Origin of the sequence: Alteromonas australica (genome assembly GCF_000730385.1) — a bacterium.
In the GTDB taxonomy this organism is placed as follows: domain Bacteria; phylum Pseudomonadota; class Gammaproteobacteria; order Enterobacterales; family Alteromonadaceae; genus Alteromonas; species Alteromonas australica.
Window position 1 is genome coordinate 2,885,128 of record NZ_CP008849.1, and the last position, 21,854, is coordinate 2,906,981.

Below are 21,854 nucleotides of genomic sequence, written 5' to 3' on the forward strand. Positions count from 1 at the left end.
ACATGTTCCGTATGCCATGCCAAGCAAGAAAAAACTGGCAGCAGTTGGCCAACGAGTTCGGGTTTCACTTTCATACCATGTACGGAGAGCCGTACTGGGATGAAAGTGCTTACTATCAGTTTACACTTGAACAAATTGAAAATGACTTAGAAGACCCCACCGCAGAACTTCATCAAATGTGCTTGGCCGCCGTTGATAAAGTGGTGAATGATGAAAAATGGCTCAAGCTGTTTTGCATTCCCCAAGCCCATTGGAGTCTTGTTAAAACGAGTTGGGAGAATCGCGACCCCAGTTTATATTCTCGTCTTGACCTTGTGTATAACGGCAAAGGCCCAGCAAAATTTCTGGAAAATAATGCGGACACGCCCACCAGCTTATATGAGTCTGGCTTTTGGCAGTGGTTGTGGTTAGAGCAGCAGGTCAATGCCGGCGTTTTGCCGAGAAATGCAGACCAGTTCAATAGTTTGCAAGAGAAGTTAGTCCATAGATTGGTCGAGATTGGACAGCACTATGGTATTAATCAAATGCACTTCGCTTGTTGTAAAGATACTGTTGAAGACAGGGGCACTGTTCAGTATCTACAAGATTGCGCGACAGAAGCTGGCATAAAAAACGACTTTGTCTTTATTGAAGATGTCGGTATCGCCGATACTGGGGTGTTCACCGACTTAACGGACGCCCCCATTACCGATTGCTTCAAACTTTACCCTTGGGAATTTATGCTTCGGGAGGACTTTGGAGAATATTTGGATGACGCACAGGTAAATTGGATTGAGCCGCCTTGGAAATCGATTCTATCGAATAAGGCATTACTCGTTTTGCTTTGGGAAATGTTTCCTCACCACCCAAATTTACTCCCTGCCTACTTCGCCCAAGATGCGCGTAACAAAGTCACCCAAGGTAAGTGGATAAAGAAACCTATTTTTTCCAGAGAAGGGGCGAATATTTCTAGTATTGAACGTGGCCATGAATCTAATTTAAGCCCAGGCCCGTATGGAGAAGAAGGATTTGTAGTTCAGGCTTTAGCGCCGTTACCTGTATTTGATGGCAACCATACATTAATTGGAAGCTGGTTGGTTGATGATATGCCTGCGGGTATTTCTGTACGAGAAGACAGCTCTGCAATAACGCAAGACCTCTCTCGCTACCTGCCCCATGTCATTATATAAACTGACGTTAAGCTAGCCTGATGCAGTGTACCGCGTTGTAGAAAAGGACATGTTATGAAGCCACTATCAGTTCAACTTCGGGTTTTGCTCACCTTAGGCGCCCTGCTTATCCTCATTGAAGTTATCAACGTTTTTACTGCTAACGCGCTTAATCAATTTGGGGTAATTCCTCGCTCACTTTCCCATTTACCGTATATTTTTAGCGCGCCTTTCCTGCATGGCTCACCCTCTCACCTTATGGCAAACCTTATTCCCCTCTTGCTTTTTATGTGGCTAACCATGCAGTGGGGTACTCGTACCTTTGTGATAACCACCTTAAGTGCATTAATGGTAGGTGGTTTAGGTGTGTGGCTATTTGGCAGGGGTGCTATACATATTGGTGCCAGTGGCATGGTATATGGCTATTTTGGGTTCTTGGTATTGGCCGGTTTTAAAAGCAAAAAAATCAAATACCTCGTAATATCTGTTCTGGTCGCAGCACTTTACGGTGGCATGCTGGTAGGCATTCTTCCAACCTCTAAATTTATTTCTTTTGAATATCACTTATTTGGATTTATTGGCGGATTAATTGCCGCGTGGTACTGGGCACGATGAAGAGATAACGTATAATTGGCGCTAACGAAGAGTAATTAATAGACCCTATGACGACAGTACAAAATCAGCCCAAAAATCAGGGATTTTTTGGCAACCTCGCTTTCAACATTATCATTCCCGTTGTACTTATGAGCTACGCCAGTTCAGAAGACTACTTAGGCCCTGCTTGGAGTATTGTGGCAGCCCTTAGTTTTCCTATTGGCTATGGTCTCTGGGACTTAAAACAATCGGGGAAAATCAATGGCTTCTCTATATTAGGTATAGTGAGTGTGCTTCTCACCGGCGGCTTTAGCCTGCTAAAGCTACCTGCTGAATATATTGCTATAAAAGAAGCGGCCATTCCTGGCTTAATAGGCATTGCGGTATTGGTCACTCAGTATTCCGACAAACCTTTAGTCAAAATGCTAATTTTAAATGATCAAATCATTAATTGGCCGCACTTAAATCAAGTACTGGATGCTCAAGGAAAACAGGCTGTATTTAAACGAAAAGTCGCGGTAAGTTCATATATTGTCGCCAGTTCATTTTTTCTATCCTCAGCCCTTAACTATATTCTCGCCAAGGTTATTTTAGTCAGTGAACCAGGCACAACTGCCTATACAGAAGAGCTAGGTAGGATGACAGCATTGAGCTACCCTGTCATCGTTATACCCAGTATGGTTTTACTGATTGCCGCACTTTGGTACCTTTTTGCACAAATCAAAAAGATTACCGGTGAAGAGCTAGATAACTTTATTAATCAGTAAACCGACCAACCTATGCGCTTACTTAAAGACGTAAGCGCAGCGACACCTAGCAGAGAGTTTCCAACCTTGTTTAATGCTGGCGAAAAGACGCAAATGGAAAATTGCTGGGGAACCACAGCAATTATTCCTCCACCGACCCCACTTTTCCCCGGTAAGCCCACTTCGAAGGCGAAACTACCTGCTTCATCGTACATACCGCTTGTCGCCAAAAGTGCATTAACTTGGCGATTTTGATCTGCGGTTAACACCTGTTCGTCAGCACACACAGAATAGCCTTTATTAGCTAAGAAATTGGTTGCCCTTGCTAAATCTTCACAACTCATTTCTATAGCGCAATTATGAAAATAACTGTGCAATACATCATCAACGTCATTTTCAAAATTGCCGTAGGCCTTCATCAAGTAAGCCATAGCCGCATTTCTAGCTCTATGCTCGAACTCGGAATCCGCTACAGTTTTGTTGGCTACCACTTCACCGTTGCAGGCCAGCCGGCGTACGAAATCCCGCATACCTATATGCGGTGATGCAAAACGCGACTCGTTCATGTCGCTAATCACCAGCGCCCCCGCATTGATGAAAGGGTTTCGGGGAATGCCATTCTCATACTCTAGTTGAACCAATGAATTAAACGGTAGACCGGAAGGCTCGCGCCCCACACGCTCCCACATGGTTTCACCGTAGTGATTGATAGCTAAAACAAGGTTAAACACTTTCGATATGCTTTGAATTGAAAATGGCGTGCTTGCATCACCTATGGAGGTGACCTCGCCGTTTACATCACAAATAGCCAAACCAAATTGGTGCGGACTGACAGAGGCAAGGGCAGGAATATAATCTGCCACCTTCCCCTGCCCCAGCAAGGGCCTTATTTCGTCATATATGGCCTCAAGCAATTGCGCTATATTTGGCTGTTCACTTACTGACAACGCCAATCTTCCTTGAAGTTACACGTGTCGCTTTTATCATCTGAAGGGGTCATTTCAATGTTAGTTTGAATTCCAGAAGACAACACTGGACGTTTATCGATGAAAGAAAATATCTTTTTAGCGATATCTGTATTATCTATCTGCCCCATAAATGCGTTGTAACCCGCGCCAAAAGCAAACACCTCTACATCTACACCTGTGTGACCGGTGGATGTCCAGCCTGTATTGGTTTTATCATCAAGGAAAGACTTAATGGCGGTATATCGCTCACTTTCCTCTTGCTTAGCAACGTCATCAAAGTGCTTTTTCTCTTCGTCAGTCAACGCAAACCCTAGTGTCTTTTCTATATAAGCACCCGGCAGTGATTCTCCTGCAATGTCTTTAGCCATAGTGGAAGCGGAAGCATCCAACTTGTGCAAGAAACTGGGTGTCCAACGATAGTCTCCTCTCGCGCCTATTGTTAACCCGCCCGTGCTATGGTCGGCAGTTAAAACCACCAACGTATCAGGGTTTTCGCTTACATAGGCTTTAAGATATTCAATCGTTAACGCGAGGTCGTGCATTTCAGCCATGGCAGACGCGATATCATTGGCGTGCCCTGCCCAATCAACTTGACTTGCCTCTACCAATAAGAAAAAGCCTTTATCATTTTCTAATTGTCGTATGGCTTGTTTAGTGAGGTATTCAAGGCGATTTTTACGGCTATCGTCTAACACCCAAGGAAGAGCAACCGGCGCAAATAAGCCAATGACATTGCTTCCAGTGGGTACGCTCGCCAAACGGTTATAGCTATCTGCATATGCATATCCAGCATCTATGAATTGCGCCAGAACATCTCTGTCTTCTCGTTCAAAATAGCGGGTACCGCCACCTAACATTACGTCGGCAACAAACTCACCGTTTACTCTTACATCATAGAAATCATCGGCAATCGCATTATAATTTTTACGGCTTTCATTGTGAGCAATGTAAGAGGCAGGTGTGGCGTGTACGATTTGAGAGGTTACCGCCAGCCCAGTACGCATACCTTTTTGCTTGGCGTAATGCATCACTGACTGCACCGGTTGCTTATCCACATCGACGCCAATAGCCCCGTTATACGATTTAATGCCTGTTGCCAACGCCGTTGCGGCAGCGGCGGAATCAGTCACATAACCTGATACCTGTGCAGGATAAGTAGACGCATTTCCTACCAATAAATCATCAAAAACCACCGTTTCAACAATTGCTGTTTTACTATCATCAACGTAGTTTCGATACGCCGTGGTGTATGCTGGCCCCATTCCGTCAGCCACCACCATAATGATATTCTTAGGCCCATTAAATTCATTTTTCGTAGTCGAAACCGTATCGGTATCTGTTGAACTACATGCAGCCAAGGCGACAAGGGTTGCCCCGGCAACAAATGCGGAACGAAGGTTTCGTTTGATCATGTATAACTTCCCTGAAGTATTAAAAATATCACCGTAACCGTAGAAAAGAAGAACGGTGTGAAAATTTAAAATTATAATATTTGCTCATGACACTATGATGTAATTTCGCTAGAAGACGAAACTGTGTGCCGAGCAGAGTTTATCGAGGCGGTTAGTGTAAAACAGTAGAGGGATTAGCTCAAAACTTTGAGCGCATTTAATCCCTCTTGAAGAAATGAAGGGGTATTAGGTGTTATGAGACGTTAGGTATTCTCTCAGTCGTTGCTGTGCTACATCAACTAGCATGTCTGGTTGAAACTTGGAAATAAATCGATTGCATCCAACTTTCTCCACCATAGCATCGTTGAAGCTTCCACTAAGTGACGTATTTAGCGCAATGAAAAGGTCAGACATTCTCGGGTCGCTTCTCACCTCTGCGGTAAGGCGATAGCCGTCCATTTCTGGCATTTCCGCATCGGTGAACATAAGCAGAATTTCATCACTCGGACGTTTACCTTCATCGGCCCACTCTTTTAAAAGCGCTAAGGCCTGGGCCCCATTTTTGCGCTCTATAATGGATATACCAAGTTGCTCCAAGGTATCCCTGATTTGCTTTCTCGCGGTACTGGAATCATCGACAATCAACACTCTTTTATCGTTAAAGTGATTCACAATTTGGTCGTCTAATACCTCTTCTGAAATAGACGTATCGTAGTCAATAATTTCTGCTAAGACCTTTTCTACATCAATAATTTCAACAATTTCGTCCTTTCCGGACACAGATACCTGCGTGATAGCGGTAAGGTAATTGGTTTTTCCCATTCCAGACGGCGGAGGTTGAATGGTTTCCCAAGAAGTATTAACGATACTCATGACTTTACCAATGATAAAGCCCTGAACACTGCGGTTGTACTCGGTAATGATGACATTGTGCGCGTCTTCTCCAATGCTTCCCCCACGAAGCTTAATAGCTTGACGCAAATCGATAATAGGGATGGCACTACCTCGGTAGTTCATCACACCCTTTAGATTTTGGTGTGAACCAGGCATATTGTTGAACGTCGGGATCCCGATGACTTCTTTAATTTTAAACACGTTCATCGCAAAGATATGGCGGGTGCCTAGCTGAAACATAAGCAGCTCCAACCGGTTTTCACCTACCAACTTTGTCCGTTGATCAACTGAAGAAAGCACACTATTGTTCATTGTCGCTCACTTATTACACCATTTTAAACTTATCGCACAAATGCTTTAAGGTACCTCGCATTTGCGGGTAAGCCTATTACCCTTTGTGCTAATAAACTGCATAAAGAATAGACAAAGCCGCATTTTTTACGAATATCCTTTTCTCTCTTTCACTCCCAAATGCGGTTTCAAGACGCCAATTCTCGCACCGACCGCATAGCAACATTCACCAAATAAATGACCGCAATGCAAATTATATATTTCTATTATCTCAATCGGTTCTCTAGGATGAAATGGAACTTAAGGAAACGCCCTACTGCGTGACCCTAATAACCTAAAGAATTTTAATTATAGTCGGGAGAAACGCTCATGTCGCAATATCAACAAGACATTGATAACTTCGCTACCTTAAAAGCTGCTTCAAAAGGCACGTGGGAAGGTATTAATCCAGAGTATGCTGCACGAATGAAGGTGCAAAATCGTTTTAAGACCGGCTTAGACATTGCCCGCTACACAGCTAGCATCATGCGTAAAGATATGGCTGAATACGATGCAGATTCCTCTCAATATACGCAATCACTAGGTTGCTGGCACGGCTTTGTTGGGCAGCAAAAAATGCTGTCGGTTAAAAAACATCAAGGCACAACAAGCAAAAGCTACCTTTACCTTTCAGGCTGGATGGTTGCGGCACTTCGCTCAGAATTTGGCCCTTTACCAGACCAATCTATGCATGAAAAAACATCGGTATCTGCACTCATCGAGGAACTCTACACCTTCCTTCGCCAAGCAGATGCGAGAGAATTGGGTGACCTTTTCCATAAGCTCGACGATGCTAAGGCTAACGGCGGCGACGTGACAGCGATACAAGCCGAAATAGACAACTACGAAACACACGTTGTACCTATTATTGCCGATATTGACGCGGGTTTCGGTAACGAAGAAGCCACCTATTTACTGGCTAAGCAAATGATTGAAGCTGGCGCGTGCTGTATTCAAATAGAAAACCAAGTATCCGACGCAAAACAATGTGGTCACCAAGACGGTAAAGTGACTGTCCCACATGAAGACTTCTTAGCGAAAATTAATGCGGTTCGTTATGCCTTCTTAGAATTGGGTGTAGACGACGGTGTCATTGTGGCGAGAACGGATTCACTCGGTGCTGGTCTCACACAAAAAATCCCAGTATCTACCTCTGAAGGCGATCTTGCTGCACAGTACAACGCATTCTTGCAAACAACACCCGTTGCAGGTGCAGAGGATTTGAGTGAAGGCGACCTTGTGATTAAACAGGGTGGGCAATTAGTTAAGCCTGAACGTTTACCTAACGGTTTATTCCGCTTTAAAGAAAATACCGGCTTTGACCGCGTTGTACTTGACTGCGTTACGTCACTTCAGCACGGTGCAGACTTACTTTGGATTGAAACTGAAAAACCTCATGTCGGTCAAATTGCTGAAATGGTTAACGCAATTCGTGAACAAGTACCAAATGCTAAACTCGTTTACAACAACTCGCCTTCTTTCAACTGGACACTTAACTTCCGCCAACAAGTATTTGATGCATGGGTAGAAGAAGGTAAAGATGTATCTAGCTACGACCGTGATAAGTTGATGTCAGCCGATTATGATAGCACCGAGTTGGCTGTAGAAGCAGATGAAAGAATTAAGAGCTTCCAAGCTGATGCGGCTCGCGAAGCGGGTATCTTCCACCACCTTATCACCCTTCCAACTTACCACACCGCAGCACTATCAACGGATAATCTTGCGAAAGGTTACTTTGGTGAAGAAGGTATGTTGGCCTATGTTCGAGGCGTTCAACGTCAAGAAATTCGCCAAGGCCTAGCCTGTGTTAAGCACCAAGCAATGGCAGGCTCTGATCTAGGTGATACTCACAAAGAGTACTTCTCTGGCGAAGCTGCATTGAAAGCGTCAGGTGAAGATAACACCATGAACCAATTCGACGTTTAACAAAAGGTATCCCAACCTTTGTCACGGGCACCCCAAGGTGCCCGTTTTTTCATTCACTTCATTTATCGCTGTAATACATCTCCATGCTTAAGCTCAGTTAATTAGCACCAATTCAAAAACAAACAAATAGCCATACATTACATATACTTAAAAAATTAGCCATAGGTAAACCTAAGACCAAATGGTTATCTGACAAGCAAGTAAAAAGCCCGTATAATAGCCTTGTCTAATTGGGCTTATTGAGAGCATTACAACAATGAATATAGCAAAGGTCGACCTCAACCTATTAGTGTACTTAGATGTTTTACTTCGTGAAGGAAGCGTTACACGGGCAGCAAACCAATTAAGTATCACTCAACCGGCAATGAGTAATGGCCTTAAACGGCTAAGAGATCTGTTTAAAGATCCTCTACTTGTTCGAACCAGTGATGGTATGACGCCCACTAAGCGCGCTTTAGAACTGCAACCTGTTATACGAGATGTGCTAAGTCGTTTAGAGAGTTCCATACAGCCAGAAACCGATTTCGACCCTCTTACCAGTGATCGTACGTTTCGTATCATGACCAGTGATTATGCGGAAAGTACATTGCTACTTGAGTTGGTTGGCCGATTAGCCAACCTAGCCCCCAACATTACCCTAGACTTAATTACACCTAGTGATGTGACATTCCACGATGTGGAGCAGGGAAAAGTGGATATGGCCATCAACCGATTCGATGAACTCCCCCTTTCTTTTCACCAAAAAGTTATCTGGTATGACACGTTCAGTTGCGTCATGAGTTCCGATCATCCATTAGTGGAAAGGTGTGATTTGGAAAGCTACCTGAGCGCACAGCATATTTGGGTGAGCAAAACTGGATTTGGTGTAGGCGTGGGTATTGACCCTAACGAAGTACAAAAACTCGGATGGGTAGATGCAGAATTGACGAAAATCGGTAAACAACGGGCCATTAGAGTGTTCACCCGTCACTATCACGCGGCATTACAAATTGCCAAAACCCAAAAGCTTATTGCCACCTTGCCGAGTAAAGCTGCAAAATTGTTTAAAGACGACCCTGATGTAGTGGTAAAGGAACCTCCGTTTGATATCCCTCCTATAGCACTGAAAATGGCATGGAGCGCGTTGTTGCACCATGATGCAGGGCATATTTGGTTACGACGTCTTATTAGTGACGTTGCATCTGAAATGAATGGCAACTAGTTCATTCATGAAATTTATGGCAGAAATAGGAACCATAAATTAAAAAACTGCCTCTATACTCTCTACACTGGTAGCACAAAATAAGTATAGGGGTAGTTATGCAAAATTATATTACTTACGGACGCTTGCAGGTTGCTGAACAGCTAGATGCCTTCATCAACCAGCACGCACTCCCAGACACTGGCGTTTCACCTACGTCTTTTTGGCAAGGTGCCGAAAACCTGTTCGCCACATTCATACCTCAAAACCGCGCCCTACTAGAAAAGCGTGAACAGCTACAACACAAAATTGATGAATACCACAAAGCGGGAAATCCAGTTTCAGGCCAAGCCTACACACAGTTTTTAAAAGACATTGGCTACCTCGTAGAACAACCCGCAGACGTCAATGCTGACACTACAAACGTTGACGCTGAAATAGCGACCATGGCCGGCCCACAGCTTGTGGTGCCTATCAATAATGCCCGTTATGCGCTTAACGCCGTGAATGCTCGTTGGGGCAGCCTTTACGATGCCCTCTACGGTACTGACGTTATTAGCGATGAAGGTGGTGCTGAAGCCACAAAGGGATATAACCCAGTTCGCGGCGCTAAAGTGGTAGTGAAAGCAAAAGCGTATCTAGATGAAATGCTTCCTTTAACTCAGGGGAGTCACGCAGATGTCACTGCTTATACCATTAAACAGGGCGAATTATCTATCCAGTTAGGCAACAGCGAGAAATCTGCGTTAGCCACACCCTCTCAATGGCTGGGCTACCAAGGTGACGCCAATGCTCCCAACGCTCTGCTGTTTACACACAATGGTCTAAGGTTTGAGATTCAACTAGATGCTACACATCCAATCGGTAAAACCGACCCTGCTAACGTAAAAGATGTGGCAATAGAGGCGGCGCTTACAACAATTATGGATTGTGAGGACTCTGTGGCTGCGGTAGATGCTGAAGATAAAACGCTGGTGTACAGTAACTGGCTAGGCTTAATGAAAGGCACCCTAAGCATTGATATCAACAAGGGCGGCAAGACACTTACTCGTGCCATGCACGAAGATAGAATTTACCACAGCGCCCAACAAGGCCAAGAAGTTTGTGTCAGTGGCCGCAGCCTTATGTTTGTGCGAAATGTCGGTCACTTAATGACCAATGATGCCATGCTATTTGATGGCGATGAAGTGCCTGAAGGGATCATGGATGGGCTAATCACATCGCTTATCGCCAAACACGATTTGCTCGGCAATAGTGCATTTAAAAATAGCCGTGAAGGCAGCATCTATATTGTAAAGCCTAAAATGCATGGTCCAGAAGAAGTGGCGTTTTCTGACGCATTGTTTGAAGCCATTGAACCTATTATCGACGTGCCTAAAAACACACTGAAAATGGGTATTATGGATGAAGAACGCCGCACCAGCGTTAACCTTCAAGCTTGTATTGCTGCGGCGAAGTCTCGCGTCGTATTTATTAACACAGGTTTCTTGGATAGAACAGGTGATGAAATCCACACTTCCATGTTAGCCGGCGCATTTGCTGATAAAGCATCTTTGAAAGCTATGCCATGGATTAAAGCCTATGAAACTGCAAACGTAGCGGTAGGGCTTAGATGTGGGTTATCAGGTAGGGCGCAAATAGGAAAAGGAATGTGGCCCATTCCAGATGAAATGGCCAACATGATGAAGGCTAAAATTGGCCACCCTAAATCAGGTGCGAATACAGCGTGGGTTCCTTCACCAACAGCCGCTACCTTGCATGCTTTACACTATCACGAAGTTGATGTATTCGGCATTCAGCAAGGATTAGATATAGCATTTGACGGCGTAAGCGACATCTTACAAATTCCATTACTAGACAGTACTGAGCACCTAACATCAGACGTTATTCAAAGGGAATTAGATAACAATGTACAAGGTATTCTAGGCTACGTTGTGCGTTGGGTACATCAAGGGGTGGGCTGCTCAAAAGTGCCTGATATCAACAACGTTGGCTTAATGGAAGACAGAGCCACATTGCGCATTTCGTCGCAGCATATCGCAAATTGGCTAGAGCACGGCATAGTGACCGCAGAGCAAGTAAAAGACTCACTACGCAAAATGGCAGTATTGGTGGATGAGCAAAACGCCAATGATTCTGAGTATATTCCTATGGCGCCAGACCTTGAAAGCTCTATTGGTTTCTTAGCGGCAAGCGACTTGATCTTTGAGGGTAAAACACAGCCAAGTGGCTACACTGAACCCCTACTGCATGCCCGTCGACGTGAGATGAAGGCAAAACTAGCCAATTAAAAAATACGCAACTGGCTAGCAACGAAAAAACCGCATTATATTAAAGCGGTTTTTTATTTCTGTTCTTCTTTTAGAAATACGTGTTTACCAAACAACAACTTCGCAAGGCCACGATAGCTTTTCATGATAAGGTGATAAGTGAGAATATGGGGCGGCATTTTTTTCATATGGCCTCTTACTTCCCCTATCAATTGCAACATGCCCACGTCCCCACCCTTCAACAATGCATGCTTTGGCAAAACCAAGTGTGAAAGCAACTTAATTTCTAGGCCACTCAACCCTTTTTCCATCTGTGTTAAGCGTGCTGCTAACTCGTCAGGAACGGCGACACCATACTGCCTATTAAGAAAATAAATTGCTAACATTTGCTCTCTTTCAAAGCCATAGTTAGTGGCAATCGACAATACATCATTAAAAAAAGGCTGACTATCACCTGATGTAGCAAGCAGGTATAAGTCGGTCATGTCTCTAAAAGCGCTGCTCATATCTTCGTTAAAAAAAAGATGGATAGCACTGTGGTAAAACTTGGCGACATCTTTAAGCACAGTCACCCCATTCACCTTCTCTTGATACTCATCCACAAAGCCATTTATATCAAAGTGTATTCCAGTGACTGGAGGAATAAGATTATGGTGAATATCTAAAACCGTGCCTCGAGAGTGGTGGGTCATGGGGGGGATTTCATGTGCCCATTTGCGATAATACTGCTCATCGTAATCTTCTAGTTCCGCGCTAACCCAACCAAACATAGTGAGAAATGACTCCACGCTAGCTAACTGTTTTTGAGGAACAAGAATATCGATATCTGAATAACTCCGCCCCATGGAAGCCGGACTATTTGAAACTGCATATCCCGCCCCTTTCAAAAACACCACAAATGCAGATTGTTCAGATAATGATGTGGTAAGCGACAACGCTTCTTTGGCCGTAATGTTATTTTGTTTTGCACTCATACGGTAAGCGTTAATAAAGTGCCTTAGCGCCAGTTTGGGAATAATTGCCGTCATGTGGTGCCGTACAAGTAGAGCATAAAATCGAGCAAGCATATTCTCTGCACGCAAAATGAAGACTAAATCATTCCACTGCTTCAAAGACATGTGGCGCAATGCATCGGGCGATTTAAAAAACGTGATAATAGACGCTTTGCTTAAGTCCCCCTTGCTACAAGCTTCTTTGTCATTGCAATTTACACTACTCACCCTCTACCACCTCAGACAAAAACCTATTGACCTCAGCCATGTCATTATAGTGAATTTCAAAACACTGACTTGTTTCTGCAATATTTATGAGGGATGACACCCCGTCTTTACCTAAAATGCCATAGTTAAAGGCATTTTGCGTTAACCCTTGGAAACATCCCGCTTTATCAATTTTGTAAACATCCAAAAATGTGTCTTGGTTGTACTTAGGGAAAATCACGCCTACCACCTGTGCAGGTGTTGTCGAATGCTCTATTGAGTGCGGGTCTGGGCGCAAGTGGATAACATCTCCCTTGTGGGTATTGACCGCCACTTTAGAGAAAAATGCATCTGGAAACCAACGTTTAGCCAGATCAATACTGTGATTTTTTAAACAGATAGGCCGGACGAAAGGGGTAACGGTTGAGGAGTTAGGCGAGATTAGCGCCATTTCATCTGATAGTAAGCGCCAACCATTTCTAGACAAATAGGCCGCTAAGGTGCTTTTGCCTGAACCTGAAAGCGCAGGGCAAACAATGGCTTTATCGCCCTTGGCGAGCACCGCTGCGTGAATGATGACATAAGAAAATTCTTGGGAGGAAACAACCCAATTGAGTCCCCACTCTATTAAAGCATGGCCCTGCTGCACTGAAAAAGGCTTAAAGGGTTCTATTCCCTCAAACAGAAAACGGGCCTGAGGCTTCACCAACGCACGCATTCCTGTGGTATTACTCAATGAAACTTTGTAATCAATAAAACCGTGATAATGAGCAGGCTCTATTAGTCTAGAGCCATACAATGCGCGTAAGAATTCTGCCACATTCGTAAACTCGGTAGAAACCTCGAATGTGTAGGGGGCACAGGATAAAATAAAGCGGTACGTCACGAGGTAGCGAAGCCAAGGGCGGTGAGTTTATGCCTAACGTCGTCGTTAGATGTCATTATCCAACGTTCGCCACTAGGCTTATTTTGCTCGATTAGCTTGCAATGCTCACAAGCCACTAATAGAGATTCTTCTGTTACTGTATTGTAGAAAAGCACACCACTTTCGTCAGAAAAACAGTGCAGCACAATATTTTCATAAACTTTAAGTTGCACGACTAACTGAAGAACGACGCAGGATCATCAATGAAGCTTGCAAATTTTGGTGCCCAATGGCCAGGGTTCGAATACGACCAAGAAACTAACTCCCTGGCAAATTCGGTCGCGCTTGAATAGTTCACACCATCCACAATAGGAAAATAGATACCATTTTTTCCGTGTTCACTGGCGTTGAGATACAATGCAATCAGTAATCTATTATAATTTGTTGGGCCGACATATTTGTTTCTTTCAGGCTTCATTACTTTATAAATAGACTCGTTAAACGTGTACCAACTACCGTATTGATTTGACTGAGGATAATAGTCGTACGAATATCCTTTGTACGCCTTAACGCCGAAAACATCGTTGAAATCGCTGTAGTTACAATGAGAAGGCAACCTATATTTCCAGTAATCGTAACCTTCTAGATTCCAAGATTGCACACTGCTTCCGCCAGAGCCGTTTCCCGATGCCGCAGCAGAGGTGTTTACGCCAACGTTACCGTGATTACCTGCCCACACTCCTTTTAACGGAAGTGAAACCAACACACTACCAGCCATAGCTTTTTTAACAAAGGTACGACGTTCCTTTACGCTATTGCTTTGCGTTGTTTCTTGTTTCTTGGCATCCATCACTGCTGTACTCTACCTATTTCAAATTAACTTCTTACTTCGGCACTCATAGGCGTAGAAGAAAAACCACCATTATGCGTTTAAGCAAATACAAGGCCACAAAAACAAATCATTGATAAACAACAACTAAGTTTTTTCCCAGATTTGATTTGTAAAGAAAATAGACAATCTTCTCAATCTATTTTCAATTCATTGATATAGTAATCGAGTTGCGCTTTACCCGTAAAGATGACTTTAGTTTAACGTGGGCGAATAACCTAGAATGAGGCATGTGCGAAAAATGGACGTATTGAATGATGCTATTGTGAGTTTACTCACATCTCGCTTAGGAAATGAAGCGGAGATTTCCGTGCCAGATTCACCCATCGAGGGGACAGAGGGGTTTGAGCAGCCTGTGGTTTGCACAGTAACGGTAAAAAGCAGACGCGCCATTCAAACGTTAATTCATTTAGCCAACGAAGTGGCTAGTCGCGTAACTCGCTTTACGCTATACCCCATAAGCACGGGGCAAAATTGGGGATATGGTAGTGCCACGCCTAATTTTTCCGATAAGCCAGTGGTGTTATTGTCGCTCATTGAACTCAACGAAATTACCTATTTCGACCCTAATACAGGCTTATGTTCCATTGAGCCCGGCGTTACTCAGCAGCAACTTTTTACCTACCTTGAAGAAAATAATTACCCGTTTATGGTACCCGTCACAGGCGCCGGTCCATCATGCAGCATTTTGGCCAATGCCCTTGAGCGAGGCTATGGCATAACCCCTATTGCCGATCATTTTTCCGCCATCACTCGTGTTGAAGGCGTTTTACCCAACGGTGACTATTATACCTCCTCACTGAGCGCGATGGATAAAAGCGACGCCCAATTAGTCGATAAAGCCTTCAAGTGGAAGCATGGCCCCTATCTTGATGGACTCTTTACGCAATCCGGCAATATGGTGGTCACTGAGGTTTCGCTTAGCCTAGCACGACGCCCGGCAGGATTTGATTCCTTTTATTTGCGGTTTTATGGCGACGCCAGTTTTGAACGCGCCTATGAAAGTATTCAACAACTCTATTGTTGTTTGCATGGTGTGGTGGGCGGTATTAACTTAATGGATAAATCAAGAGTCAGTGCCATGGTAGCTGACAATCCCCAAGGTAGAGATAAACATGCCGTTATGTCAGAGAGCCAGAAAAACGCCCTTAGCGACGCCCATGATATACCCGAATGGACAGTGGTAGGAACGCTCTACGGCAGCAAAGGAATAGTGGAGGCTGCTAAAAAAGAAGTAAAGCGCACCGTTAAAGGGCTAGCAGATAAGTGCTTCTTCTCAAATTCCTTATTGATAAAAAGTGTAAAGCACGTTTGCAGCCTGCTACCCTCACACTATTTGACGCCGGTCCGTAAGCAGCTTGATAGTTTAACTGCCGCCACTGAAATCATGCTGGGGAAACCCAACCAAATTGCGCTTCCGCTAGCGTACTGGCGCAACCCGAGTTATACCGCTGAGGCAGGTAAAACTTTACACCCCGCAAAAGATAAATGTGGATTGCTATGGTATGCCCCGCTCATACCTGCAAACAAAGACGCCATGACTTCATTTATTGACATGGTGCGTAGTACAACGGTGAAATACAATATTGAACCGTTAATTACCTTTACTCATATGTCGGCACATAATATAGACAGTACTGTACCCATAATATTCGACCTGACTAACGAGAAAGCCAAAGCTGACGCACACGCCTGTTTAGATGCCCTGTTTGCAGAAGGGGTTAAACGAGGGTTCGTACCTTACCGGTTAAACATCAAACAGCAAAGGCAGTTAGACAAAAATGCAGTATGCTGGCAAACCGCAGGAAAAATCGCAAAAGCGCTGGATCCTAATGCTGTGCTAAGCCCTACGCGATACAATCCTCTTTCGTAAGCGGCCTAGTGGCAGCCATATCGGCTTAGAAAATACACTAGTTGCCGACCCTATGTAGTAACGCATGTACATGCTTAACAGGGATTGCATAACTAATGCCTGTAGGAGTACTAATGGCCGACTCCTTACCGCCTGTAATAAACACCTTGTTAATCACGCCAATCACTTCACCTGTTTTAGGCAAATAAAGTGGGCTGCCAGAATTACCCGGGTAAGCTGTAGCATCGAGTTGATAAACTAAGTCGGCGTTTTCCAGCCGCGCCAGCATATCCACCGTTAACTGACTGGAATTCGCATTGGGCAACGCATCAGGAGTCACCGCAGCAATATAGCCTCGATGGGTGGCTGCATAGAGGCCAAGCACTGCGCCTATTGGGTAGCCTGTTATTGCAATTTCGTGCCCTGCAGGCAAGATAGCTTGCGAACTTAAGGTTGCGGCTGGTAAGGCTTCATTTATTCGCAATAACGCTAAATCGTGTTTAATATCAACCGCCTCAATAGTGGCCTTTAGCGCGTTAACCTGCTTTCCTTTCCCATGCACGGCCACGTAATATTCCACCACGCTAGGATCCAAAACCTCGTCGACCACATGATGATTGGTAATAACCCATTTGCCATCGCCAACGACGAACCCTGTGCCACGAATTTGGTTACCAGCTTGCTTAAGTGGGCTGTAAATACCAATAGCAACCACGGTGGATGAGACTGATTCTACCACTTTGGGAAAAGAAGCCTCTTCAGCTTCAGCAAAGGAAACATGCGCCAAGAGGCTAAGTAACATGAAAAAACGCGCAGAGAATGATTTAAACACTAAGGCACCTATTTACGTGAGGAAGTAATACTCAGCTCAGTATAACCGATTATTAATTAAATTAAGCCTTTGCTAATATTGGTCGAAATTAGAACAAACTCTGATAGACTGAATGAGTATGTGATGAAACCAGTTAGAGTTTAAATAGCGCTATGGATGGAAAAGCGAATAAACCCGTGTTGGAACGTTTGAGTCACTTAGTCGGCACTAAAAACAAATTAGGCAAAGCGATTAAGGGATACAGTAAATACAGAGAAGCCAATCAGATTGCCACGCATTTTTCTGAGTATCTGTTGCCTGTTATTGCTTCGTCTCGCGCCCTAAAAGCACAGAGTTATAGCATTAGGCATAGCGTGTATTGTGAAGAGCTAAAGCTTGAAGCCACCCGCCCTAATAGGCAAGAAAGCGATGAATTTGACGCCTATTCTATTCCTTGCTTAATACGCCACGTATCATCAGATACCATAGCAGGTACAGTGCGTATGGTTAGGCCCACATTGGAATCAGAATTATTGCCCATTGAAAAATATTGTATGCATGCCATTACCAATGACGCCTTATTACCTACAAATTTTGAACGCTCGTCTATTTGTGAAATATCTCGGTTAGCCATTCCCGCTCACTTTAGAAGAAGAAGTATGGATCACTTTTCTGGTGCCGAAGTGGGTAAACTGAACCCCAGTACCTTTTCACAAACAGAGTTGCGCTGCTTCCCCTTCATAGCCGTGGGTTTATATCTCACCGCCACCGCGTTGATCATTCAAGAAGGCATTGAACATGTTTACGTGATGGTTGAGCCAAGGCTTGCAAAAAATATGCGCCTCGTAGGGATTAAATTTAAACAAATAGGCCCAGTTATTGATTACCACGGCCAGCGGGCCGCGCACCATGTTGATCTTAAGGCGTTAAAATATGGCCTGTCTGGCGGTTTCGCTGTTATGCGTGATGATATTGTGGCAAAGTTAGCGCAAGAGTATTAGTGAAGCTGGCGGCGCTCACTACTAGCGCCAACAATCGGGAATAATGTGTAGTCGAGCATGGATATCATAAAAAGTATTGTTGTTGCTTTAACTTCACCCCTCACCCTCGCTTTATTGTTTCTCACCATTGGTTGGATACTTGCATTTACTCGAGCGCGTAAAACCTCTCGTTTTTTCCGTTTTTCTGCCTTTATTTGGCTGGCACTTTGCTCTCAGACTTTTTTTGCCGATCTCATGCTATACCCCTTGGAGCATACGTTCAGAACCTCTGGCCAAAACATCTCTATTGATAAGAATAGCCATGGCGATGTCGAACAAAACTCAGCTAGCCCAGACTACATTCATGTTCTGGCTTGCTACTACAACACCTCGGGTAATATGACCGAAGTTAGTCGCTGGTCTGAATGTTCACTACAGCGCAACATTGAGGCCTACAGGCTTTATACCGCGTCGGCAGGAAAAGCAAAAATCATCGTGACAGGGGGCAACTTTCTGCGTGAAAAAGAAGTTGAATACGCACTCAAAGCCGTCGATTTTTTTGTCTCTCTTGGCGTTCCGCAAGAAGATCTCATTGCGCTTCCTAATGGGAAAAACACCTATGAAGAAGTAAAAGCAGTGATAGGGTTTTATCAACAAGGGGATGTTTGGGTGGTCTCTTCAGCAACGCACCTAACCCGGTTATCTATTTTGTATGAACCGCTGGGAGAAAACATTTGGTATCAACCTGTCGATTTTCACAGTAATGGCAACTTAACGCCCAGTGTAACTTTGCCCTCTTTGAGTGCCCTCACGAGTTGCCAGCACGCGTTTTATGAGTACTTCGCACTGGCGAAGCTCTATTTAATTCCTCAATAGCACTATTGTTTAATATGAGAAAAATGCATTCTATTTCCATCATCGCAAAACGTGTAAGCCCTGAAAGCCGAGAGGAGGCTCAGCAGATAATTTCCTCGCTGACCTACAAAAGTGACACTTCCGTTTTTCTTACAGATGATTGGCAACTGAGTTGGCTGGCGAGTTTACCTACACTCCCTGACATAGTACTTTTCTATACTGTGGGTAAACATCATGGTGACCCCGCGCCTGTGGGATATACCTTGTTGGGTACACGAGCAATAAAGCCTTACTTGCCTTTTCAGGTATCACTTGTTAACCAAAGCGGCCACACAAAATCAGACCAAGTATGGGTAGAATTCAACGATATCATCTGCCCGGATACGATGAAGCACGGCTGTATAAAAGCGCTAATCGCACTTGTTTTCAAACGGTATCGAAATTTACAGCTAACCGTGTCTATGTGTCATAAAACAGCGCCCTGGGAACAGGTGTGCCAGCAAAATAACATAACATACTCAACGCTAGTGACTCTGGCGTATCGACATAAGCTGCCAGGGGCAAAACAAGACATAGAGACGCATTTATATAACGCGCTCTCGGCCAACTCTCGCCAGCAAATGAGAAGAACTCAGCGCGCAATTACTTCCACCTTCGGTCACATCACGCTCACTGAAGCAAAACATAGTGAACAGCGTGACTACTTTTCGGCACTATCCCCTTTGCATATTTTGAAATGGAGCGGCACAGACGAGGGCAGTGGCTTTCAAAACCCCTATTTTGTTGCCCATCATACTCATCTGATATCACAATCTCCTGATAGGGTTGCGCTTATAAAAGTCACCGCAGGGAGCACATTACTAGGCTATGCCTACTATTTAAAAGATGAACGTAATATCTATTTTTATTGCGCGGGGGTAAACGAAGAAATTGCGACGAATAAAGTAAAACCAGGGCATGTTTTGCATTTTCTTGCCATGGCGCATTTTGCTGCACAGGGCTATGAGGCTTACGATTTTATGGCAGGTGACTTTCGGTACAAAAAAAGCCTTAGCAACGAAGGGTATACCATGGCAACCCTTACCCTGGTTAATCCATCTTGGTTGAGTAGACTGATTGATAAAAGTTGGAGCGGCATTAAGAAAGCGCTGCATGCTGTCACTAGAAAAGCGACTACTCCCCCCTAAACTTTATGACTTTCGCAGGGTTACCCACAGCAATGGCATTGGCGGGGATAGCATCAACAACCACTGAGCCAGCGGCGATAACACTGCCATCACCTATGTCAGCCATGATTAATGCACCGTTCCCCACCCAACAGTTGCTACCAATATCAACTTTCGTTAAGTGTCCACCTTGGTCTTTAATAGGCACATCGTTACGCTCGAAATTATGCTGCCCTTTGCCACTCATTACATGTACTCCACTGCCCAACAGGGTGTTAGCACCAATGCGACAAGAGCCTATGTTGCCTTGCGGCCCCACGTATACACCTTGCTCAATGGTACAATCGGTTTGGGACAGCAGAGTATTAAACCCAACCAGTGCATTAGGCGCACAGTGCGTAAGCGTAAAGCGGTAAAATGCCGACCTTAAATAGCAACCGATTTTGCCAGGGATCAGGGACAATCCCTGGCTGAAACTTGCGAGTAATTCATCTTTATTCCCCCCCAAAGCTAGCAAGTAAAAGAGCGCCACAATAGGCAGCATAAGACAAGCAAATAGCGTAAAAAAAGCAGTTTTTATTATCTTTTTCATAGTGATGCTAATGTATCCTCTAACGGCTTTAGTTGCTGTTCCCAACTATAGGCCTCTCGAATGGCAGTATAGCCTTGCTGCGCTTTTTGATTCGCACCCGCGGGGTTATTAACTACGTCAATACACGATGCAATAAACTCTTCATCAGTGTTGGCCAAGTACATTGTCTGCTCAGAGGCGAATGAGATCCCTTCTGCGCCCATCGAGGTGGTGATAATAGGCAGGGCGCACGCCGATGCTTGAAGGACTTTATTTTGCACGCCTCTCGCAATTCTAAAAGGGGCGACAAATGCCGTGGCTTTGTGAAAATAGGGTAAAATATCATCTACAAACCCTGTAACCTGAATGCTCTTGTCTTTCGCCAATGCTTTTATTTTTTCTGACGGGTTCATCCCCGCGATAGTGAAGGTAGCTTGCGGCATGTGTGTTTTAATCGCGGGCCAACAATGTTCGACAAACCAGCAAACAGCATCAATATTCGGTTTGTAATCCATAACCCCAGTAAAAAGAAAATTCTCGGCACTGTTTCGTTCTTCGGTATTCGCAGGGTAAAAACGCTTAAAATCTAAACCGTTACCCAAAACTTTAACGTCTTTGTGGTGGCAAACCTTATTATGGAAGAGCGTGACCTCTTCGTTTGCAATTAAGAAGGTTTGGACAAACTGTTGATTTGTCTTTATCTCTAGCGCCTTAATTTTCGCGCTTTCTCGACGGTAAACCCAAGACATGGGGAACGAGGCCATGGAAGCGTATTGCGCCCATTTATCAGAATCCACATCCATAAAATCCATCAACAAATGAGGGCTACCTTCACGGTCTGCACCAGAAAACACGTAGTAACTTAAGCTAGAAGCGGAAAAGAGCACGACATCTTCTTGCCCCTTGAGCAAGTCATTCACTTTTGCCTGCAAGCCTTTGCTGTAGAAAGCCCCCACACTGAGTGCCTGTCCACGGGCAAGCGACCAAAGGTAGCGTCGCCACTTAGCTTTCAATGGGTAGGTATGAACGTCAATGCCCAGAGTCTTGCTCAATGCCTTAGCGTTGGCGATATCTTGTTCATTGTCTTGCAGTGCATGAACCGTAACGCCATAGCCTAATTGCACTAACCGCGCAATTTGATGGTATGTCCTTAGTTTCTCCCCCTTGTTAGGCGGATAGGGAACGCGCTGCGCCACCACACTCATTTTCAGCATTTCGC

The 21,854-nt window shown here is 44.5% G+C and carries 20 protein-coding genes; 10 read left to right on the forward strand and 10 right to left on the reverse strand.

The genetic code is table 11. The features are described from left to right. Positions 1 to 2 precede the first annotated feature (2 nt). The 3 genes from EP13_RS12810 to EP13_RS12820 are packed head-to-tail and all read left to right on the forward strand — an operon-like array spanning position 3 to position 2,509. Positions 3 to 1,169 (forward strand): glutathionylspermidine synthase family protein, encoded by a 1,167-nt coding sequence (locus EP13_RS12810; protein WP_044057631.1) that lies wholly within the window; start codon positions 3 to 5, stop codon positions 1,167 to 1,169. Between the two features lie 54 nt (positions 1,170 to 1,223). Then, a complete protein-coding gene (locus EP13_RS12815; protein ID WP_044057632.1) occupies positions 1,224 to 1,763 on the forward strand; it encodes a rhomboid family intramembrane serine protease in 540 nt (179 codons plus the stop codon). A 47-nt stretch (positions 1,764 to 1,810) separates the two neighbouring features. Next, positions 1,811 to 2,509 carry a VC0807 family protein gene (locus EP13_RS12820; protein ID WP_044057633.1) on the forward strand — a complete coding sequence of 233 codons (699 nt, stop codon included), beginning with the start codon at positions 1,811 to 1,813 and terminating at the stop codon, positions 2,507 to 2,509. On the opposite strand, the gene glsB is transcribed toward EP13_RS12820, so the two are convergent. The 3 genes from glsB to EP13_RS12835 all read right to left on the reverse strand — a co-directional run bounded on the left by glsB (position 2,503) and on the right by EP13_RS12835 (position 6,053). Further along, positions 2,503 to 3,435, reverse strand: coding sequence for a glutaminase B (gene glsB, locus EP13_RS12825; RefSeq protein ID WP_375277366.1), 933 nt, complete (start codon positions 3,433 to 3,435; stop codon positions 2,503 to 2,505). The genes EP13_RS12820 and glsB overlap by 7 nt on opposite strands. Then, on the reverse strand, positions 3,426 to 4,868 hold the full coding sequence (locus tag EP13_RS12830; RefSeq protein ID WP_044057634.1) for an alkaline phosphatase: 1,443 nt from the start codon (positions 4,866 to 4,868) through the stop codon (positions 3,426 to 3,428). Before EP13_RS12830 ends, glsB begins: the two co-directional genes overlap by 10 nt. A gap of 225 nt (positions 4,869 to 5,093) precedes the next feature. Further along, positions 5,094 to 6,053, reverse strand: coding sequence for a chemotaxis protein CheV (locus EP13_RS12835; protein ID WP_044057635.1), 960 nt, complete (start codon positions 6,051 to 6,053; stop codon positions 5,094 to 5,096). A 348-nt stretch (positions 6,054 to 6,401) separates the two neighbouring features. Between EP13_RS12835 and EP13_RS12840 the strand changes: the two genes are divergently transcribed. The 3 genes from EP13_RS12840 to EP13_RS12850 all read left to right on the forward strand — a co-directional run bounded on the left by EP13_RS12840 (position 6,402) and on the right by EP13_RS12850 (position 11,468). Continuing rightward, positions 6,402 to 7,997 carry an isocitrate lyase gene (locus tag EP13_RS12840; RefSeq protein ID WP_044057636.1) on the forward strand — a complete coding sequence of 532 codons (1,596 nt, stop codon included), beginning with the start codon at positions 6,402 to 6,404 and terminating at the stop codon, positions 7,995 to 7,997. 256 nt (positions 7,998 to 8,253) lie between these two features. Continuing rightward, positions 8,254 to 9,198: a LysR family transcriptional regulator gene (locus tag EP13_RS12845; RefSeq protein ID WP_044057637.1), complete on the forward strand. Its 945-nt coding sequence runs from the start codon at positions 8,254 to 8,256 to the stop codon at positions 9,196 to 9,198. Between the two features lie 98 nt (positions 9,199 to 9,296). Then, complete coding sequence (locus tag EP13_RS12850; protein WP_044057638.1) at positions 9,297 to 11,468, forward strand: malate synthase G; 2,172 nt, start codon at positions 9,297 to 9,299, stop codon at positions 11,466 to 11,468. Between the two features lie 53 nt (positions 11,469 to 11,521). On the opposite strand, the gene EP13_RS12855 is transcribed toward EP13_RS12850, so the two are convergent. From EP13_RS12855 to EP13_RS12870, 4 genes are read right to left on the reverse strand one after another with little or no spacing between them, the layout of a single operon-like run. After that, entirely contained in the window at positions 11,522 to 12,667 is a 1,146-nt protein-coding gene (locus EP13_RS12855) for a nucleotidyltransferase family protein (protein WP_052364392.1), read from the reverse strand. Then, on the reverse strand, positions 12,660 to 13,532 hold the full coding sequence (locus EP13_RS12860) for an HprK-related kinase A (RefSeq protein WP_044057639.1): 873 nt from the start codon (positions 13,530 to 13,532) through the stop codon (positions 12,660 to 12,662). Before EP13_RS12860 ends, EP13_RS12855 begins: the two co-directional genes overlap by 8 nt. After that, complete coding sequence (locus EP13_RS12865; RefSeq protein ID WP_044057640.1) at positions 13,529 to 13,744, reverse strand: hypothetical protein; 216 nt, start codon at positions 13,742 to 13,744, stop codon at positions 13,529 to 13,531. The genes EP13_RS12860 and EP13_RS12865 overlap by 4 nt, the downstream gene beginning before the upstream one ends. Before the next feature lie 2 nt (positions 13,745 to 13,746). Then, positions 13,747 to 14,364, reverse strand: coding sequence for a hypothetical protein (locus EP13_RS12870; protein WP_196898755.1), 618 nt, complete (start codon positions 14,362 to 14,364; stop codon positions 13,747 to 13,749). Positions 14,365 to 14,641: 277 nt separating this feature from the next. Here EP13_RS12870 and EP13_RS12875 point away from each other — a divergent pair, with 277 nt between their 5' ends. After that, the gene (locus tag EP13_RS12875; protein WP_044057642.1) at positions 14,642 to 16,273 is read left to right on the forward strand and encodes an FAD-binding protein; all 1,632 of its coding nucleotides are present in this window, start codon (positions 14,642 to 14,644) and stop codon (positions 16,271 to 16,273) included. A 37-nt stretch (positions 16,274 to 16,310) separates the two neighbouring features. Here EP13_RS12875 and EP13_RS12880 read toward each other — a convergent pair whose 3' ends face one another. After that, positions 16,311 to 17,084 carry a S1 family peptidase gene (locus EP13_RS12880; protein ID WP_231497865.1) on the reverse strand — a complete coding sequence of 258 codons (774 nt, stop codon included), beginning with the start codon at positions 17,082 to 17,084 and terminating at the stop codon, positions 16,311 to 16,313. 152 nt (positions 17,085 to 17,236) lie between these two features. On the opposite strand from EP13_RS12880, the gene EP13_RS12885 reads away from it, so the two are divergent. Genes EP13_RS12885 through EP13_RS12895 form a run of 3 tightly spaced genes read left to right on the forward strand, consistent with a single transcriptional unit; the run spans position 17,237 to position 20,085 of the window. Beyond that, positions 17,237 to 18,064: a PEP-CTERM/exosortase system-associated acyltransferase gene (locus EP13_RS12885; RefSeq protein WP_044057643.1), complete on the forward strand. Its 828-nt coding sequence runs from the start codon at positions 17,237 to 17,239 to the stop codon at positions 18,062 to 18,064. A 57-nt stretch (positions 18,065 to 18,121) separates the two neighbouring features. Further along, positions 18,122 to 18,919, forward strand: coding sequence for a YdcF family protein (locus EP13_RS12890; RefSeq protein ID WP_044057644.1), 798 nt, complete (start codon positions 18,122 to 18,124; stop codon positions 18,917 to 18,919). A gap of 14 nt (positions 18,920 to 18,933) precedes the next feature. Beyond that, a complete protein-coding gene (locus EP13_RS12895; RefSeq protein WP_081869502.1) occupies positions 18,934 to 20,085 on the forward strand; it encodes a GNAT family N-acetyltransferase in 1,152 nt (383 codons plus the stop codon). Here EP13_RS12895 and EP13_RS12900 read toward each other — a convergent pair. After that, the gene (locus tag EP13_RS12900; protein ID WP_044057646.1) at positions 20,072 to 20,656 is read right to left on the reverse strand and encodes an acyltransferase; all 585 of its coding nucleotides are present in this window, start codon (positions 20,654 to 20,656) and stop codon (positions 20,072 to 20,074) included. The two genes, EP13_RS12895 and EP13_RS12900, sit on opposite strands and share 14 nt — an antisense overlap. After that, positions 20,653 to 21,849, reverse strand: a complete 1,197-nt coding sequence (locus EP13_RS12905; protein WP_081869503.1) for a TIGR03087 family PEP-CTERM/XrtA system glycosyltransferase — start codon at positions 21,847 to 21,849, stop codon at positions 20,653 to 20,655. Before EP13_RS12905 ends, EP13_RS12900 begins: the two co-directional genes overlap by 4 nt. Between the last annotated feature and the right edge of the window lie 5 nt (positions 21,850 to 21,854).

Bases quoted from the DNA above. Each gene is read 5' to 3' on its own strand.
- EP13_RS12810 (WP_044057631.1), top strand. From the start codon at position 3: ATGTTCCGTATGCCATGCCAAGCAAGAAAAAACTGGCAGCAGTTGGCC.
- EP13_RS12815 (WP_044057632.1), top strand. From the start codon at position 1,224: ATGAAGCCACTATCAGTTCAACTTCGGGTTTTGCTCACCTTAGGCGCC.
- EP13_RS12820 (WP_044057633.1), top strand. From the start codon at position 1,811: ATGACGACAGTACAAAATCAGCCCAAAAATCAGGGATTTTTTGGCAAC.
- EP13_RS12830 (WP_044057634.1), bottom strand. From the start codon at position 4,868: ATGATCAAACGAAACCTTCGTTCCGCATTTGTTGCCGGGGCAACCCTT.
- EP13_RS12835 (WP_044057635.1), bottom strand. From the start codon at position 6,053: ATGAACAATAGTGTGCTTTCTTCAGTTGATCAACGGACAAAGTTGGTA.
- EP13_RS12840 (WP_044057636.1), top strand. From the start codon at position 6,402: ATGTCGCAATATCAACAAGACATTGATAACTTCGCTACCTTAAAAGCT.
- EP13_RS12845 (WP_044057637.1), top strand. From the start codon at position 8,254: ATGAATATAGCAAAGGTCGACCTCAACCTATTAGTGTACTTAGATGTT.
- EP13_RS12850 (WP_044057638.1), top strand. From the start codon at position 9,297: ATGCAAAATTATATTACTTACGGACGCTTGCAGGTTGCTGAACAGCTA.
- EP13_RS12875 (WP_044057642.1), top strand. From the start codon at position 14,642: ATGGACGTATTGAATGATGCTATTGTGAGTTTACTCACATCTCGCTTA.
- EP13_RS12885 (WP_044057643.1), top strand. From the start codon at position 17,237: ATGGATGGAAAAGCGAATAAACCCGTGTTGGAACGTTTGAGTCACTTA.
- EP13_RS12890 (WP_044057644.1), top strand. From the start codon at position 18,122: ATGGATATCATAAAAAGTATTGTTGTTGCTTTAACTTCACCCCTCACC.
- EP13_RS12895 (WP_081869502.1), top strand. From the start codon at position 18,934: ATGAGAAAAATGCATTCTATTTCCATCATCGCAAAACGTGTAAGCCCT.
- EP13_RS12900 (WP_044057646.1), bottom strand. From the start codon at position 20,656: ATGAAAAAGATAATAAAAACTGCTTTTTTTACGCTATTTGCTTGTCTT.
- EP13_RS12905 (WP_081869503.1), bottom strand. From the start codon at position 21,849: ATGCTGAAAATGAGTGTGGTGGCGCAGCGCGTTCCCTATCCGCCTAAC.